13 protein-coding genes are annotated in these 13,706 nt (G+C 38.2%); 7 read left to right on the forward strand and 6 right to left on the reverse strand.

Annotation, left to right across the window (positions count from 1 at the left end):
* Nucleotides 1-50 precede the first annotated feature (50 nt).
* Nucleotides 51-560, forward strand: a complete 510-nt coding sequence (locus tag APB85_RS04260) for a DUF1440 domain-containing protein (RefSeq protein ID WP_057482786.1) — start codon at nucleotides 51-53, stop codon at nucleotides 558-560.
* Here APB85_RS04260 and APB85_RS04265 read toward each other — a convergent pair.
* From APB85_RS04265 to APB85_RS04280, 4 genes are all read right to left on the reverse strand, one after another.
* Entirely contained in the window at nucleotides 557-3,031 is a 2,475-nt protein-coding gene (locus APB85_RS04265; RefSeq protein ID WP_057482785.1) for a ligase-associated DNA damage response DEXH box helicase, read from the reverse strand. The genes APB85_RS04260 and APB85_RS04265 overlap by 4 nt on opposite strands.
* A 140-nt stretch (nucleotides 3,032-3,171) precedes the next feature.
* Complete coding sequence (locus tag APB85_RS04270; protein ID WP_057482993.1) at nucleotides 3,172-3,534, reverse strand: endonuclease domain-containing protein; 363 nt, start codon at nucleotides 3,532-3,534, stop codon at nucleotides 3,172-3,174.
* Nucleotides 3,535-3,686: 152 nt separating this feature from the next.
* Nucleotides 3,687-5,282 (reverse strand): ATP-dependent DNA ligase, encoded by a 1,596-nt coding sequence (locus APB85_RS04275; RefSeq protein ID WP_057482784.1) that lies wholly within the window; start codon nucleotides 5,280-5,282, stop codon nucleotides 3,687-3,689.
* Between the two features lie 49 nt (nucleotides 5,283-5,331).
* Nucleotides 5,332-6,351 (reverse strand): ligase-associated DNA damage response exonuclease, encoded by a 1,020-nt coding sequence (locus APB85_RS04280; protein WP_057482783.1) that lies wholly within the window; start codon nucleotides 6,349-6,351, stop codon nucleotides 5,332-5,334.
* A 158-nt stretch (nucleotides 6,352-6,509) separates the two neighbouring features.
* On the opposite strand from APB85_RS04280, the gene APB85_RS04285 reads away from it, so the two are divergent.
* Nucleotides 6,510-6,932 carry a tellurite resistance TerB family protein gene (locus APB85_RS04285; protein WP_057482782.1) on the forward strand — a complete coding sequence of 141 codons (423 nt, stop codon included), beginning with the start codon at nucleotides 6,510-6,512 and terminating at the stop codon, nucleotides 6,930-6,932.
* 221 nt (nucleotides 6,933-7,153) lie between these two features.
* Here APB85_RS04285 and fbp read toward each other — a convergent pair whose 3' ends face one another.
* Nucleotides 7,154-8,161, reverse strand: coding sequence for a class 1 fructose-bisphosphatase (fbp, locus tag APB85_RS04290; RefSeq protein WP_057482781.1), 1,008 nt, complete (start codon nucleotides 8,159-8,161; stop codon nucleotides 7,154-7,156).
* A 200-nt stretch (nucleotides 8,162-8,361) separates the two neighbouring features.
* Between fbp and APB85_RS04295 the strand changes: the two genes are divergently transcribed.
* The 5 genes from APB85_RS04295 to APB85_RS04315 all read left to right on the forward strand — a co-directional run bounded on the left by APB85_RS04295 (nucleotide 8,362) and on the right by APB85_RS04315 (nucleotide 13,221).
* Entirely contained in the window at nucleotides 8,362-8,844 is a 483-nt protein-coding gene (locus APB85_RS04295) for a GNAT family N-acetyltransferase (protein ID WP_057482780.1), read from the forward strand.
* A 72-nt stretch (nucleotides 8,845-8,916) separates the two neighbouring features.
* Nucleotides 8,917-9,387: a GNAT family N-acetyltransferase gene (locus tag APB85_RS04300; protein WP_057482779.1), complete on the forward strand. Its 471-nt coding sequence runs from the start codon at nucleotides 8,917-8,919 to the stop codon at nucleotides 9,385-9,387.
* A gap of 6 nt (nucleotides 9,388-9,393) precedes the next feature.
* Nucleotides 9,394-10,644, forward strand: a complete 1,251-nt coding sequence (locus tag APB85_RS04305; protein ID WP_057482778.1) for an aspartate kinase — start codon at nucleotides 9,394-9,396, stop codon at nucleotides 10,642-10,644.
* Nucleotides 10,645-10,680: 36 nt separating this feature from the next.
* The gene (locus APB85_RS04310; protein WP_057482777.1) at nucleotides 10,681-12,483 is read left to right on the forward strand and encodes a GNAT family N-acyltransferase; all 1,803 of its coding nucleotides are present in this window, start codon (nucleotides 10,681-10,683) and stop codon (nucleotides 12,481-12,483) included.
* Nucleotides 12,484-12,570: 87 nt separating this feature from the next.
* The gene (locus APB85_RS04315) at nucleotides 12,571-13,221 is read left to right on the forward strand and encodes an SDR family oxidoreductase (protein ID WP_057482776.1); all 651 of its coding nucleotides are present in this window, start codon (nucleotides 12,571-12,573) and stop codon (nucleotides 13,219-13,221) included.
* 63 nt (nucleotides 13,222-13,284) lie between these two features.
* Here APB85_RS04315 and APB85_RS04320 read toward each other — a convergent pair whose 3' ends face one another.
* Complete coding sequence (locus tag APB85_RS04320; RefSeq protein WP_057482775.1) at nucleotides 13,285-13,701, reverse strand: arsenate reductase ArsC; 417 nt, start codon at nucleotides 13,699-13,701, stop codon at nucleotides 13,285-13,287.
* Nucleotides 13,702-13,706: the final 5 nt, after the last annotated feature.

The raw sequence follows: 13,706 nt of genomic DNA on the forward strand, positions 1-13,706 counted from the left end.
TTGTAGAAAACTCGCATAATGGATAGTTTTAAAATGTAAAATCATACAATATGAAAGTACAAACTTTATTGAAAAAGGATTCTTATTCCAAAGCCGCCGGTCGCGGATTACTGGCCGGAGTTATTGGCGGATTAGCCGGAACAGCGGTAAAAAGCCTGGTAGAACATTTTTTAACTGTACGGGAAGTGGAGCAGCGTTCAGCTCAAATTAAAATTGTAGATGATCTTTCTACAAAAATCACCGGTTCTCCAATAAGTGTTGATAATGAAGAATTAGCCGAACAATTAGTGAATTTCCCAATTGGCGCCAGTGTTGGTGCGGCTTACGGTTTTGGCAAAAAAGACAATGAAAAATTAAATATTACAGACGGGATAATCTTAGGCGGTTCTACCTGGATCTCCACTCACGAAACATCCCTCCCAATGATGGGATTAGAACCAAAACCTACAGATGTTCCCATGAGAATGCAATTTAATGAACTATTTGCCCACGTTCTTTTTGGAATTACTACCGAAGTGGTTCGCAGTACAGTTTTGCAAAGATTAAACGAGAGAGATTAATTTTCCAGGCTTTTTAGCATTCTTTTAATCCTATCTTCCAGTTTTTCTGAAGATAATTTTTCCCGAAGTCTATCGGTAATAATCGGAAAAGAGAACGGTGTTGGTTTTTCGCATTTTTTCCAAATGATCTTTTGGTGATGAATGCGCTCTAAAGCCATTCTTAATCGGCCTTCTTCCAATTGATGCTCAAAAGTTTCCCTAAAGGATTGCAAATACAATAAATTATCATCTTCATAATCTTTAAAAACGCTGAACAACAATTGTGAGCTACTTTGCAAATGCTTGCTTTTAATCAATTTATTCGGGTAACCGGTAAAAACCATCCCGGCAATTACCGCAATATCCCTAAATTTTCGCCTGGCCATTTCTGTAGCGTTTAAACTCTTATAAAGATCATCCATCAAGAATTCTGCGGAAAAAAGATCGTTATCTAAAACCTGTTGCATATCAATTTCCTGGTCTGAGAGTAGTTCAAATCCGTAGTCGTTAAAGGCTATACTAAACGAAATAGGCGAAAGTAAACTGATGCGGTAAGCCAGTAAACTTCCCAAAGCCTCGTGGACAAAACGGCCCTCAAACGGATAAAATATTGCATGATAACCTTCGCGAGTCTTAAAAGTTTCTATTAAAAACTCATCTTGCCTGGGGATAATCGATTCTTTTTGCTGCCGTTCCAGAATTGGTTGTAAAGCTTTTAATTCCTCCGATTTTCCCTTAGAACCTGCAGCAGTTGAAGCTGAGGCCGCATACATTTCTTCCCGAAGCAACTCACTCATTTGCGCTGAGAAGGCCATTCTCCCGCCCATCCAACTAGGCACTTTAGAAGTTTTTTTCTTCGATTTTCTAACTAAAACTTGCATACTTTTTATACGCACTAATTCCAGGTTTCTTCCGGCGAAGGTAAATACATCACCAGGCGTAAGTTTGGAAATAAACCATTCTTCTATAGACCCTATAAATCCACCTTTTAAATATTTAACCGTGAGTACCGCGTCGCTTACAATCGTCCCAATTTGCAGTCGGTGACGCATAGCAATCCCGCGGTTATTTACTTTAAAAAGACCGTCTTCTTCAATTTCAATTTTCTTGTATTCATCATAAGCCTGCAAACTCTGGCTGCCTTTGGTAACGAAATTTAAGATCCATAACCATTCATCTTCAGTAATGCCCTGGAAACAAAACGTAGATTTAATTTCGGGCCAGATTTCCTTCGGAAAAAAACCATTAGAAACCGCTAAAGTTGTGAGGTATTGCACCAGAACATCAAAACTTAACAGATATGGAATTCTATCTTCTACAGCAGTCTTTTGTACCGCTTTTTGTAAAGCTGAAGCTTCAATAAGTTCTATAGCGTGTGTGGGTAAAAAATGAATTACACTTTCTTTTCCCGGTTGGTGGCCGCTTCTTCCAGCCCGTTGTAAAAACCTTGCCACACCCTTTGGTCCGCCAATTTGAATAATGGTTTCCACAGGTGCAAAATCCACTCCCAAATCAAGGCTAGAAGTGCAAACCACAGCTTTTAAAGTTTCATTTCTAATAGCCTGTTCAACCCAAAGCCTGGTTTCTTTATTAATGCTACCGTGATGCATCGCAACTTCCCCGGCAAACTCCGGATATTTATGCATTAATTTCTGAAACCAAAGTTCGCATTGCGAGCGAGTATTGGTAAAAAGCAGCGTGGTTCTGGAATTTTTAATAATCGGCACTACCTCATCAATCAAGTGCAAACCCAAATGGCCTCGCCAAGGAAACTTTTCCATTTTCTCCGGAATAATAGATTTCACGCTGATTTTCTTCTTTAGATTCGCCCTGATTAAAGTTGAATTTTGAAAGGCTTCGGAATCAGGACCGAGCAAAACCTCTCGTGCCTGTTCGAGATTACCAATCGTGGCCGAGATTCCCCAAATGCGTAGATCTTTTGAAACCGTTTTTAAACGAGACAAAGCAAGTTCCATTTGCACGCCGCGTTTAGTACCCAGTAATTCGTGCCATTCATCAACTACTACAGCATTTAGGTTTTTAAATGTTTTATCGTAGTTTTTTGAGGAAAGCAATAGCTGTAAACTTTCAGGTGTGGTAATAAGTAAATCGGGCATGGATTTTTTCTGCGCTGTGCGAACTTTTTGCGGGGTATCCCCTGTGCGAATTCCTACGGTTAAACCACTCTCAATTTCGTCAGCAAATCGTTGCGCCGACTGTTCAATTTCTACCGACAGGGCACGAAGTGGTGTGATCCAAATTGCTTTTAATCCTTTTTTTTGCTTCGTTTTATAATCGGGGTTTTTCTTAAGATAATCCAGTACTATAGGAACCCAAAGTGCATAGGTTTTTCCGCTACCTGTTGGTGCGTTTAAAAGTCCATTTTTTTTCTGCAAAAAAGCTGTCCAGGTTTGTTTCTGAAAAGCAAAAGGCTTCCATCCCTGATTAGAAAACCAGGTTTCGGCAATTTTTGTGAGTTCGTTTCTATTCATGTTTTAACCCTTCCGTCTTATCCAGCTAACGCTGAATAATCCACCTTCCCTTAAAAAGGGAATGAACGTTTTGATGTTTAAATTTACTCTTTTAGAGTTCCCCTCCTTTTTAAGGAAGGTGCCCAACAGGGTGGAGTGGTTCACTTTTTAAAATTATCCTCGATCTCTTTCAAAACCGAAGGCAAAAAATCAAACACCATTCTATTTTCAAACCGTATGACTTTAAATCCCCAATCTTCCAGTTTTTTAGTTCTTTTTTCATCTTTTTCTTCAGCGAGAGGATTTTTGTGCACATCCCCATCAAGTTCTATAATGAGTTGTTCTTCTGCGCAATAAAAATCCACTATAAAATTTTCTATACTATGTTGTCTCCTAAATTTTCTTCCCTTGAGCTTTCTTCGTTGTAACTGTTTCCATAAAAATGCTTCAGCAGGAGTTAAATTATTCCTTAAAGCTTTTCGGTAGGGTTCGAGATGTTTTCTATTATGGCTTGGTTTTTTCATTTTTTTTAATTTTCTCTGCAACCCTTCCATCTTATCCTGCTAACGCTGAATAATCCACCTTTCCTTAACAAGGGAAGGAGCGTTTTGTTGTTTTAATTTCCTTTTAGAGTTCCCCTCCTTTTTAAGGAGGGGTGCCCGATAGGGTGGGGTGGTTAATCCGGAATTAAATCCCGCAACTCACCCAATGTATTTGCTTCGTGTATGTTTTTATCGGTACGCCAGCGTACCATTCTGGGAAAACGGGTTGCTACCCCGCTTTTATGGCGTTTGGACTCTGCTATTCCTTCAAAAGCAATTTCAAAAACGTGGTGTGGTGTCACGCTTCTAACGGGTCCAAAACGCTCTAAAGTGTTTTTCTTGATCCACGCATCGAGTTTTCTAAATTCGGCATCGGTTAAACCGGAATAAGCTTTGGCAAAAGTTACCAGTTCCTTTTTATCATCATTCCACAAACCGAAAGTATAATCGGTAAATAAATTGCTTCGTCTTCCGTGACCACGCATGGCATAAGTGAGCACCGCATCTACCGTAAGCGGATCTACTTTCCACTTCCACCAGTCGCCTTTTTTTCTTCCCACTAAATATGGAGAATCCAATCTTTTCAACATCAAGCCTTCCGATTTTTCCTCCCGGGCACGTTCGCGTTCTTCGGCAACTTCAGCCCAATTTTTAAAAGAAATTCGTTCAGATAAATGCAATGGAACTTCTTCAGAAGAAACCCCGGCATAGAGTTTCTCCAGAATTTTTCTTCTTTCAACAAATGGCTCGGTTCTAATATCTACTCCTTTCCATTCCAAAACATCATAAGCTTTTAAAATTACCGGGGTTTTCTCCAGTAATTTTTTACTGATATTTTTTCTTCCAATTCTTGTTTGCAAATCTTTAAAGGTTCCAATTTTCCCGTCTGGAAAAGGCAAAATTTCTCCGTCTATTACCGTTCCGTTGGGAATTTTCCCCACGAAATCTTCAAATTCGGGATACTTATCGGTGACCAGTTCTTCCCCCCGGCTCCAAACAAAAAGTTCGTCATTCCTAATAATTACCTGAGAACGGATGCCGTCCCATTTATGCTCTGCACTCCAATTAGCCACATCTCCTAATTCTTCAATTTCATCATCTATGGCATAGGCCAGGTAAAACGGATAAGGTTTTGACAAATAATCTTCTTCGTTTTCTTCTAAAATCAGTTTTTTAAAAGTGGTTTTTTCAGGCTTCCAGTTACCCATCATCTTATAGGCAAGAATATCTTCGTCGATATCAGTTGCTTTTGAAAGTGCACGCGTCATTAATTTTTGACTTACACCTATGCGAAAACTTCCGGTGATGAGTTTGGTAAATACAAAACGCTCGTAATAATTAAGCTCCAGCCAGTTTTTATGCAAATAGTCCTTTTTTTCTGATTCGGCTTTAGGTTTTAACTCTAATATTTCCTGGAGGAATTGATTAAGGCTTTTTTCGGTATTTTCTTCGGCTGGCGGAATTACCAAAGCGATTGTTTCTGCCAGATCGCCAACAATATGATAAGATTCTTCAAATAGCCATAAAGGAATATTAGCCAATTCTGAAGCCCATTGGCGCATTAAAGTAGTATTTACAGGCCTTGGTGGCCTGCGATGTGATAAAATAGCGATAGTCCAAACCTTGTCTTTATCTGCGGCATTTTTAAAATAATGCGTTAAGGCCTCAACTTTTAGGGTAGTTTTGTTAGTGCTGTCCAGGGTTTTTATAAGCTCTGCAAAGTCCTTCATATTAGTTTAGTTTACTTACTTCTCGATTGCGCTCGAAGTGACAAAGCATTCAACTTTCTATTTCTTTTTTCGATTCTTCCTCTCCCATTTCCCCTTCGTATTGGGTTTCTTCGGTTCGGGCGTCAAAACCTAATTCTCTTAGATAACGTGAGAATATATCGGTATAACCGTGCGTGCAGATCACTTTTTCGGCCCCGGTGGCTTTTATAGATTTTAAAAGCCCCTGCCAATCGCAATGATCGGAAAGGACGAAGCCACGATCTATGGCTCGTCTTCTACGGGCTCCGCGGAAAGTCATCCAGCCGCTAGCAGAAGCCGTAACATAAGGCACCATTTTTTTAATCCACGGGCTGCCATGGGCGCTAGGTGGCGCCACAACTATATTCCCCTTAAATTCATTTTTCTTGGTATCACGGGTAACTCGCGTAGTTTCGGGCATTTCAGATAAAGGGCGAATCACTTCCGTCATATTCTCAATCGCGCCGTGAGTGTAAATTTTTCCTATGGAAGTATCTAGATGTTTTAGCAAACGCTGTGCTTTTCCGAGGGAGTATCCAAAAATCACAGAGGTTCTCCCATCTTCCTTATTTTGCTGCCACCAATTATTGATCTCGCTAAAAACTTCTGCCTGAGGTTGCCATTTAAACGCTGGTAATCCAAAAGTACATTCGGTGATAAATGTATGGCACTTTACCGGTTCATAAGGCACTGCTACCCCATCTTCCTCATCTTTGTAATCGCCGGTAAAAACCCAAACTTCGCCTTTATGCTCTACTCTAATCTGCGAAGAACCAATAATATGCCCGGCCGGATGCAGGGAAAATTTCACGCCATTAATGCTAAAAGTTTCGTTCCATTCTTTCCCGGAGACTTCAATTTCACCCAAGCGATGTTTTATAATAGGAACATTGCTGTGATGGGTAATGTATTTTTTATGCCCCCAGCGGGAATGATCTGCATGACCATGGGAAATAATGGCTTTATCTACCGGTTTCCAGGGATCCAGGTAAACATCTGCAGCTTCGCAGTAAATTCCTTTTTTATTAAAAGCGAGTAATGGTGGTTTCATTTTTCTTAAGTACTTGAATTGAAATTACCCAAAATGCCACGCCTAAAAAAAGGATTAAGAAAAGATTAGGGATTGATTAAAAGCTCAATATTTTAGAGATTTTTTGGTGAAAAATACTTTTAGCTTTAAGTATCTTTGTCGTATAAAATATATTTAAAATGTCATTTTCAGATTTATTTGGTTCGGGAGAACATCTTCGCAATATCAACCATTTCGCTTCTATTGTAAACCTGGCCAGTGTAGATGGTGAGATCAACGAAAAAGAGCGTGTACTTTTAGAGCGCTTTGCACGGAAGTTAGATATTAGCGAACAGGAATATAAAATGGTTATTAAGAATCCACAGGAATTTCCTATTAGCGCTTATAATAGTGTGGAAAAACGTTTAGAGCGTTTGCACGATCTTTTCAAGATTATTTTTGCAGATAATGAAATAGACCACGAAGAGGAAACCCTTATTAAGCGTTATGCTATAGGTCTTGGTTTTTCAAATGAGAATGCCGAAAAAATAATTAAAAGATCTATACAGATCTTTAGTGGACAACTAAATTTTGAAGATTACCAGTATCTATTAGATAAGTAAACAAGTTCGCAGCAAGCTTACGAAACATTTTTTTTGGAAAATTTAATTTGATTTCGAGACATCCCGACTCTTCGGGACGAAGCATTTAATCTCGATTATCGAGTAAAACATATAAATTATTTGGACTTGTGAAAGTCTGAAAAAACTTCAGGCTAAAATAATTCCTACACTTCGGGATTATTTTAGCCTGATATTTTTTATAAACTAAGTGGTTATGCTTTTTAACTATACTTCTGCATAAATTCTTCAGCCTTATCTACCATATTTTTACTTCCGCAGAAAAAAGGTGCACGCTCGTGTAATTCTTTTGGCTGAATGTCCATAATTCGATTAAATCCGTCGGTGGCTTTACCTCCGGCCTGTTCTACGATAAACGCCATTGGGTTACATTCATACAATAACCTAAGTTTACCATTATTGGCTTTAGAACTTTTTGGGTAGATAAAAATTCCGCCTTTGATCATATTCCTGTGAATATCTGAAACCATAGAACCAATATAGCGTGATGTGTAAGGCCTATCATCTTTTTCTTCCTGGCAAAATTTAATATATTTTTTAACGCCCTCCGGGAAGTGCACATAATTCCCTTCGTTCATAGAATAAATTCTTCCATTTTCTGGAAATTTCATGTCTGGATGCGATAAATACCAGGAACCCAGGGCAGGGTTTAAAGTGAACCCGTTCACGCCACAACCTGTGGTATAAACAAGCATGGTAGAAGTTCCGTAAATAATATAACCGGCTGCCACCTGTTTATTTCCCGGTTGCAAAAAATCTTCACTGGTTACCGGCGTGCCGATTGGAGTCACACGACGATAAACAGAAAAAATAGTTCCTACAGATACGTTAACATCAATATTAGAGCTCCCATCCAGCGGATCCATAAGGACTACATATTTATTTTTGTTGTCATTATTTTTTCCTGAAATAGTAATAAAATCGTCATTTTCTTCTGAAGCGATTCCGCAAACAATCTCCCGATTAATTAGCGTTTGAATAAAAGTTTCGTTGGCATAAACATCTAATTTCTGCTGGTCTTCACCCTGGATATTGGTATCGCCGTGCAAGCCTAAAATATCTACTAAACCTGCTTTATTCACTTCGTGATTTACCACTTTAGCCGCCAGGCGTAAGGACCTAATTAAACGGGATAGTTCTCCCGAAGAATAAGGAAAAGCCTCCTGATTTTCTATAATGAATTCCCCTAAAGTTTGATTTTTCTTAACCATTTTGAACCAATATCGTTATTTGCTTCAAAATTATTCATTTATTTTAGTTACTAAAACGTTTTCGCTATAAAGTATTGAAAATTCACAAAAATTTAAATCAGTCAAAAGCCTGGACTATTATTTCTAATATTTCCGGGAAATTTTTAGAATTATCTAAATTGAAATTTCATTCTTTACTTTTGTAGATAAAGCAAATTAAAATGGAATTTAAAATTAGAAAAGCAACACTGGAAGATATGCCGGCAGTTCTGGAACTTATAAAGGAACTGGCTGAATTTGAAAAGGAACCCGATGCGGTAATTATTTCGGCAGAAGACCTTAAAAGAGATGGTTTTGGTACCAATCCGGCCTTTACCTGTTTTGTAGCCGAGGCAGCCGGAAAGATTGAAGGAATGGCATTATGCTATTTTAGATATTCTACCTGGAAGGGAAAAACAATTCATCTTGAAGACCTTGTAGTTAGAGAAAGTATGCGTGGCAAAGGCTTGGGCAATGCGCTTTACACACGCGTAATTGAATTCGCAAAAGAACAGGGCGTAAAACGTACCGAATGGGTGGTTTTAGACTGGAATACCCACGCTCGTGACTTTTACAGTCGCAGTGGCGCCACCGTTTTTACCGACTGGTGTACTGTGCAAATGGAAGAGAACGCGATGAATAAATTTCTGGAGAAATCACGTTAATTATAAGCTAAGCCCGCTAAAATAGGCCCGCTTATTAAAATGTATTCCTATTTTTGTAGAAACACCAAATTTATGGAATACGTTATACGTGAAGCTAAGCGGGAAGATATGCCCGCGGTTTTAGAACTTATAAAAGAACTTGCTGCTTATGAAAAGGCTGCCGACCAGGTTGAAATTCGAGTGAGCGACCTTGAGCACGAGGGTTTTGATGAAGGCAACTTTAAATGTTTTGTAGCCGAAGTAGATGGAAAGATTGAAGGAATGGCACTTGTTTATTTTAGGTTTTCTACCTGGAAAGGCCGCACCGTTCACCTGGAAGACCTTATTGTTAGAGAAAGTATGCGCGGCACAGGACTTGGTGGCGCCCTTTACAAAAGAGTAGTAAAATATGGCCACGAAAATAGCGTTAGAAGAGTAGAATGGGTAGTTTCTGAAGGAAACAAAAATGCACAGGAATTTTACGAAAATACCGGGGCAGATATCAAGAAAAACTGGTATACCGTACATATGGATGAAACCGGAATCCAGAAAAATATCGATTAAAATTTTATGAAGGTTTTTAAGTTTGGAGGCGCATCGGTTAAGGATGCTGCCGGGGTAAAAAATGTTCAAAATGTACTAGAGAAAACCGGGAACGGTCCTAAAGTGATCGTGATCTCTGCGATGGGTAAAACCACTAACGCGCTTGAAATTGTAATTAAAGATTATCTTTTTGAAAAAGAAATTCCTAAAAGCCTCGAGGCGGTTGAAGAAACCCATTTTGAGATTTTAAACGAACTTTTTGAAGATACCAAAGCGTCAGTTTTCACTAAAGTTAATACACTTTTTACCGAGCTTAAAAATTTTCTTCAGCATAATAAATCTGAACAATACGATTTTGTTTACGACCAGGTAATTTGCTACGGTGAACTGGTTTCTACCACTATTGTAAGTGAATATTTGAATTCACAAAATGTAAATACCAATTGGGTTGATGCGCGTGAATTTATAAAAACCGATAGTGTTTACCGGGATGCCGGTGTAAACTGGGAAGAAACCCAGGAAGCAATTCAGCGCAACCTCAATTTAAACAAAATAAACATCACCCAGGGTTTTATAGGCTCAGATCCAAATAACTTTACTACCACGCTTGGGAGAGAAGGTAGTGATTATACCGCGGCAATTTTCGCCTATTGCTTAAATGCCGAAAATGTGACTATCTGGAAAGATGTGCCCGGGGTTTTAAATGCCGATCCGCGGGTATTTAAAGATCCAGAATTACTTCAGCATATTTCCTATGAAGAAGCTATAGAACTTGCCTTTTATGGAGCTTCGGTAATTCACCCGAAAACATTGCAGCCTCTTCAACAAAAAGAGATTCCGCTATTTGTAAAACCATTTTTAAAACCGGAGAGTGAAGGTACTAAAGTGGGAAAAGGAGCATTAATTTTTCCTGAAATTCCCTGTTTCATTGTAAAGAACGACCTGGTTTTAATATCGCTCTCTACCCTGGATTTTTCTTTTATGGTAGAAGAAAACATCAGTGAGATCTTTAGGCTTTTTCATGAGTATCAAATGAAAGTAGATTTAATTCAGAATTCTGCCATTAGTTTTTCGGTTTGTGTAGACAATAAATTCAACCAGTTAGAAAAACTTATTCAACATTTAAAAGCAAGATTTAAGGTAAGTTTTGTGCCAGGAGTTTCACTGTTCACCATTAGACACTTTAATGATGAAGCTATTGCCAGTCTTGAAGAAGACAAAGAAATTTTATTAAAGCAGCTTACCCATAATACCCTTCAAATTGTGACTCGCAATTGAATATTTTTTATTGCAACTAATTAAACCAACCAAAAAATGGGAATTGTAAGTGCCAGAGAGGTAGCCAAAGTAATGAACCTTGAAAAATTGGGATTTTTAGGAACTTCTATGGGTTGGCTAATTTTAAGAACCACAAAACTCTCCCGGCTTAATAAAGAATACCAAAAGCGCAAAAACCTCAACGGAATTGACTTTATAGATTCGATTTTAGAAGGTTTTGAAATCGATTTTGAAATTCCGGAGAAAGACCTAAAACGAATACCTAAATCTGGAGCATTTATTACAATTTCCAATCATCCACTTGGCGGAATTGATGGAATGATCTTGATGAAATTACTACTCAATCAACGTCCTGATTATAAGGTTATCGCAAACTTTCTACTTCATCGTTTAGACCCACTGCGCCCTTATATTATGCCGGTAAATCCTTTTGAAGATCACAAAGAGGCAAAATCGAGTTTAGGAGGAATTAAGGAGGCTATCTCCCATTTAAAAGAAGGTCACGCATTGGGAATGTTTCCCGCAGGAGAAGTTTCTACTTATAAAGATCAAAAAATAATTGTAGACAAAGCCTGGGAACCGGCTGCAATGAAACTTATACAAAAAGCCAAAGTTCCAGTAGTCCCAATTTATTTTCACGCCAAAAACTCTACTTTTTTCTACCGCTTAGCTTCTATGAGCGATATATTGCGCACGGCGAAACTGCCCAGTGAAATGCTCACACAAAAAAAGAGAAAAATTAAAGTGCGCATTGGCAATCCAATTGCAGTAGAAGACCAACTAGAACACTCTAATATAGAAGCTTTCACAGCATTTTTACGTCGAAAAACCTATATGCTAGCCAATGTTTTTGAAAAGAAAAATCTATTTGATAAAATTCCAAAGACTTTAAAACTTCAGAAAAACCCTAAAAAGATTGCGGGAGAAACGGCTGAAATCTTAATGGAAACAGAGGTTGAAAATTGCCGCAAAATGGACAAACGTTTACTGTCCAGTAAAAATTATGAAGTATTTCTGGCTAAAAAAGAAGTGATTCCGCATATCGTTGCTGAACTGGGTAGGTTACGCGAAATCACCTTTAGAGCAATTGGCGAAGGGACGAACAATGCTACCGATCTTGATAAATTTGATGATTATTATTACCACCTATTTTTATGGGATAATGAGGCCAAAAAAGTAGCCGGTGCTTACCGAATGGGAATGGGAAATGAAATTTATGCCACTCACGGGATTGATGGATTTTACCTTCAGGAACTTTTCAAATTTGAACCCGAGCTTCATAAAATGATGAGCCAGTCTATAGAAATGGGCAGGGCCTTTATTGTTAAAGACTATCAGCAAAAACCAATGCCGCTGTTTTTACTTTGGAAAGGCATTGTGCACTGTACTTTGCGTTTCCCTGAGCATAAATATCTTATTGGCGGTGTAAGCATCAGTAATAAATTTTCAAATTTCTCCAAGTCATTAATGATCGAGTTTATGAAATCGCATTACTACGATCCTTATATCGCACAGTATATTAAGCCGAAAAAAGAATTCAAAGTAAAACTAAAAGATGCCGATAAGGATATCCTTTTTGATGCCAGTAAAGCTGACTTAAACAAGTTCGATAAAATTATAGATGAAATTGAGCCCGAAAATATGCGGCTGCCGGTGTTGATCAAAAAATATATCAAACAAAATGCAAAAGTTGTGGCGTTTAATGTAGATCCGCTTTTTAATAACGCCGTAGACGGACTGATGTATATAAGAATCGCCGATTTACCTGAAAGTACCGTAAAACCAGTGATGGAAGAGTTTCAGAAAGAGCTTGAAAAGAAGTTCAATTTAAAACATTAAGCTGTTAATTTCATGTTATTCTGAAGCTTTCATTATGAAGGTTTTTAATTCATCCTTATCTTGAATTTGATAAAATTAAAGTTAGAAATGGAAAAGATACTAATAGCCGGTTCAACCGGACAAACAGGGAAAAGGGTTATTGAAATTTTAAATAATACCGAAAATTTTAAACCCATTGCCATGATTCGTAAAGAGGAGCAGAAGCAAATCTTTGACGATATGGATGTAGAAAGTGTAATGGCAGATCTTGAAGGCGAAATAGACCACGCTTTTAATGGAATAGATCGTGTTATTTTTGCTGCTGGTTCTGGTGGTAGTACTGGCCCGGAAAAGACAACCGCAGTAGACCAGGAAGGCGCAAAAAAAATGGTAGATGCAGCCAAAAAGCATAACGTAAAGAAGTTTATTATGCTTAGCGCTATGGGAACCGATAAGCCAGAAGAAGGTGGCGATCTTGAGCATTATCTAAGAGCGAAAAAAGAAGCCGATGATTATCTTGTAGACAGTGGAATTGTTTACACTATTGTACAGCCAGGAAGGCTTACCGACGATATGGGGCTTGCTAAAGTAAAATTAGCACCAAAACTAAATGAACGTGGTGAAATATCTCGTGATGATGTGGCATTTTTGTTAGTAATGTGCCTCGCCGATCCATTAGGAAAAAATATGGCTTTTCAGGCATTGGAAGGTGAAGAGTCTATTAAATCTGCGCTTGTAGAATTAAGCCAGAATAATTAAAAATATCTTTAGATAGAACTTATTAAAATGCTGTTTGGTAGTTCCCAAACAGCATTTTTTATTTTATAGATTGTCATTCACAAATTTCTCACACCAGTCTTTTATTTGGTTCCTGGTGCTTCTAAAAGCTTCCTGAATTTCTTCTTCTGAACCTTTTACCTTTGAAGGATCTTTAAAATTATGATGTAACCTTACCGCATTTTTCGACGGAATAAATGGGCAGTTTTCATTGGCATGATCGCAGACGGTAATAATAAAATCGAAGTCCATTTCTTTATATTCGTCTACATTATTGCTGGTATGATGAGAAATATCTATCCCATCTTCTTTCATAATGGCTACCGCTTTTTTATTTAAGCCGTGAGTTTCAATTCCGGCGCTATAAATATTAGCACGCGATTTGGCAAAATGCTCTAAATATCCTTGTGCCATCTGGCTTCTGCAGGAATTTCCGGTACACAGTACAAGTACGTTTTTCATAAAAA

It is taken from the genome of Salegentibacter mishustinae, from assembly GCF_002900095.1.
In the GTDB taxonomy this organism is placed as follows: Bacteria; Bacteroidota; Bacteroidia; order Flavobacteriales; family Flavobacteriaceae; genus Salegentibacter; species Salegentibacter mishustinae.

Excerpts from the sequence above, each read along its gene's own strand:
- APB85_RS04260 (WP_057482786.1), top strand. The coding sequence starts at position 51 with ATGAAAGTACAAACTTTATTGAAAAAGGATTCTTATTCCAAAGCCGCC.
- APB85_RS04265 (WP_057482785.1), bottom strand. The coding sequence starts at position 3,031 with ATGAATAGAAACGAACTCACAAAAATTGCCGAAACCTGGTTTTCTAAT.
- APB85_RS04270 (WP_057482993.1), bottom strand. The coding sequence starts at position 3,534 with ATGAAAAAACCAAGCCATAATAGAAAACATCTCGAACCCTACCGAAAA.
- APB85_RS04275 (WP_057482784.1), bottom strand. The coding sequence starts at position 5,282 with ATGAAGGACTTTGCAGAGCTTATAAAAACCCTGGACAGCACTAACAAA.
- APB85_RS04280 (WP_057482783.1), bottom strand. The coding sequence starts at position 6,351 with ATGAAACCACCATTACTCGCTTTTAATAAAAAAGGAATTTACTGCGAA.
- APB85_RS04285 (WP_057482782.1), top strand. The coding sequence starts at position 6,510 with ATGTCATTTTCAGATTTATTTGGTTCGGGAGAACATCTTCGCAATATC.
- fbp (WP_057482781.1), bottom strand. The coding sequence starts at position 8,161 with ATGGTTAAGAAAAATCAAACTTTAGGGGAATTCATTATAGAAAATCAG.
- APB85_RS04295 (WP_057482780.1), top strand. The coding sequence starts at position 8,362 with ATGGAATTTAAAATTAGAAAAGCAACACTGGAAGATATGCCGGCAGTT.
- APB85_RS04300 (WP_057482779.1), top strand. The coding sequence starts at position 8,917 with ATGGAATACGTTATACGTGAAGCTAAGCGGGAAGATATGCCCGCGGTT.
- APB85_RS04305 (WP_057482778.1), top strand. The coding sequence starts at position 9,394 with ATGAAGGTTTTTAAGTTTGGAGGCGCATCGGTTAAGGATGCTGCCGGG.
- APB85_RS04310 (WP_057482777.1), top strand. The coding sequence starts at position 10,681 with ATGGGAATTGTAAGTGCCAGAGAGGTAGCCAAAGTAATGAACCTTGAA.
- APB85_RS04315 (WP_057482776.1), top strand. The coding sequence starts at position 12,571 with ATGGAAAAGATACTAATAGCCGGTTCAACCGGACAAACAGGGAAAAGG.
- APB85_RS04320 (WP_057482775.1), bottom strand. The coding sequence starts at position 13,701 with ATGAAAAACGTACTTGTACTGTGTACCGGAAATTCCTGCAGAAGCCAG.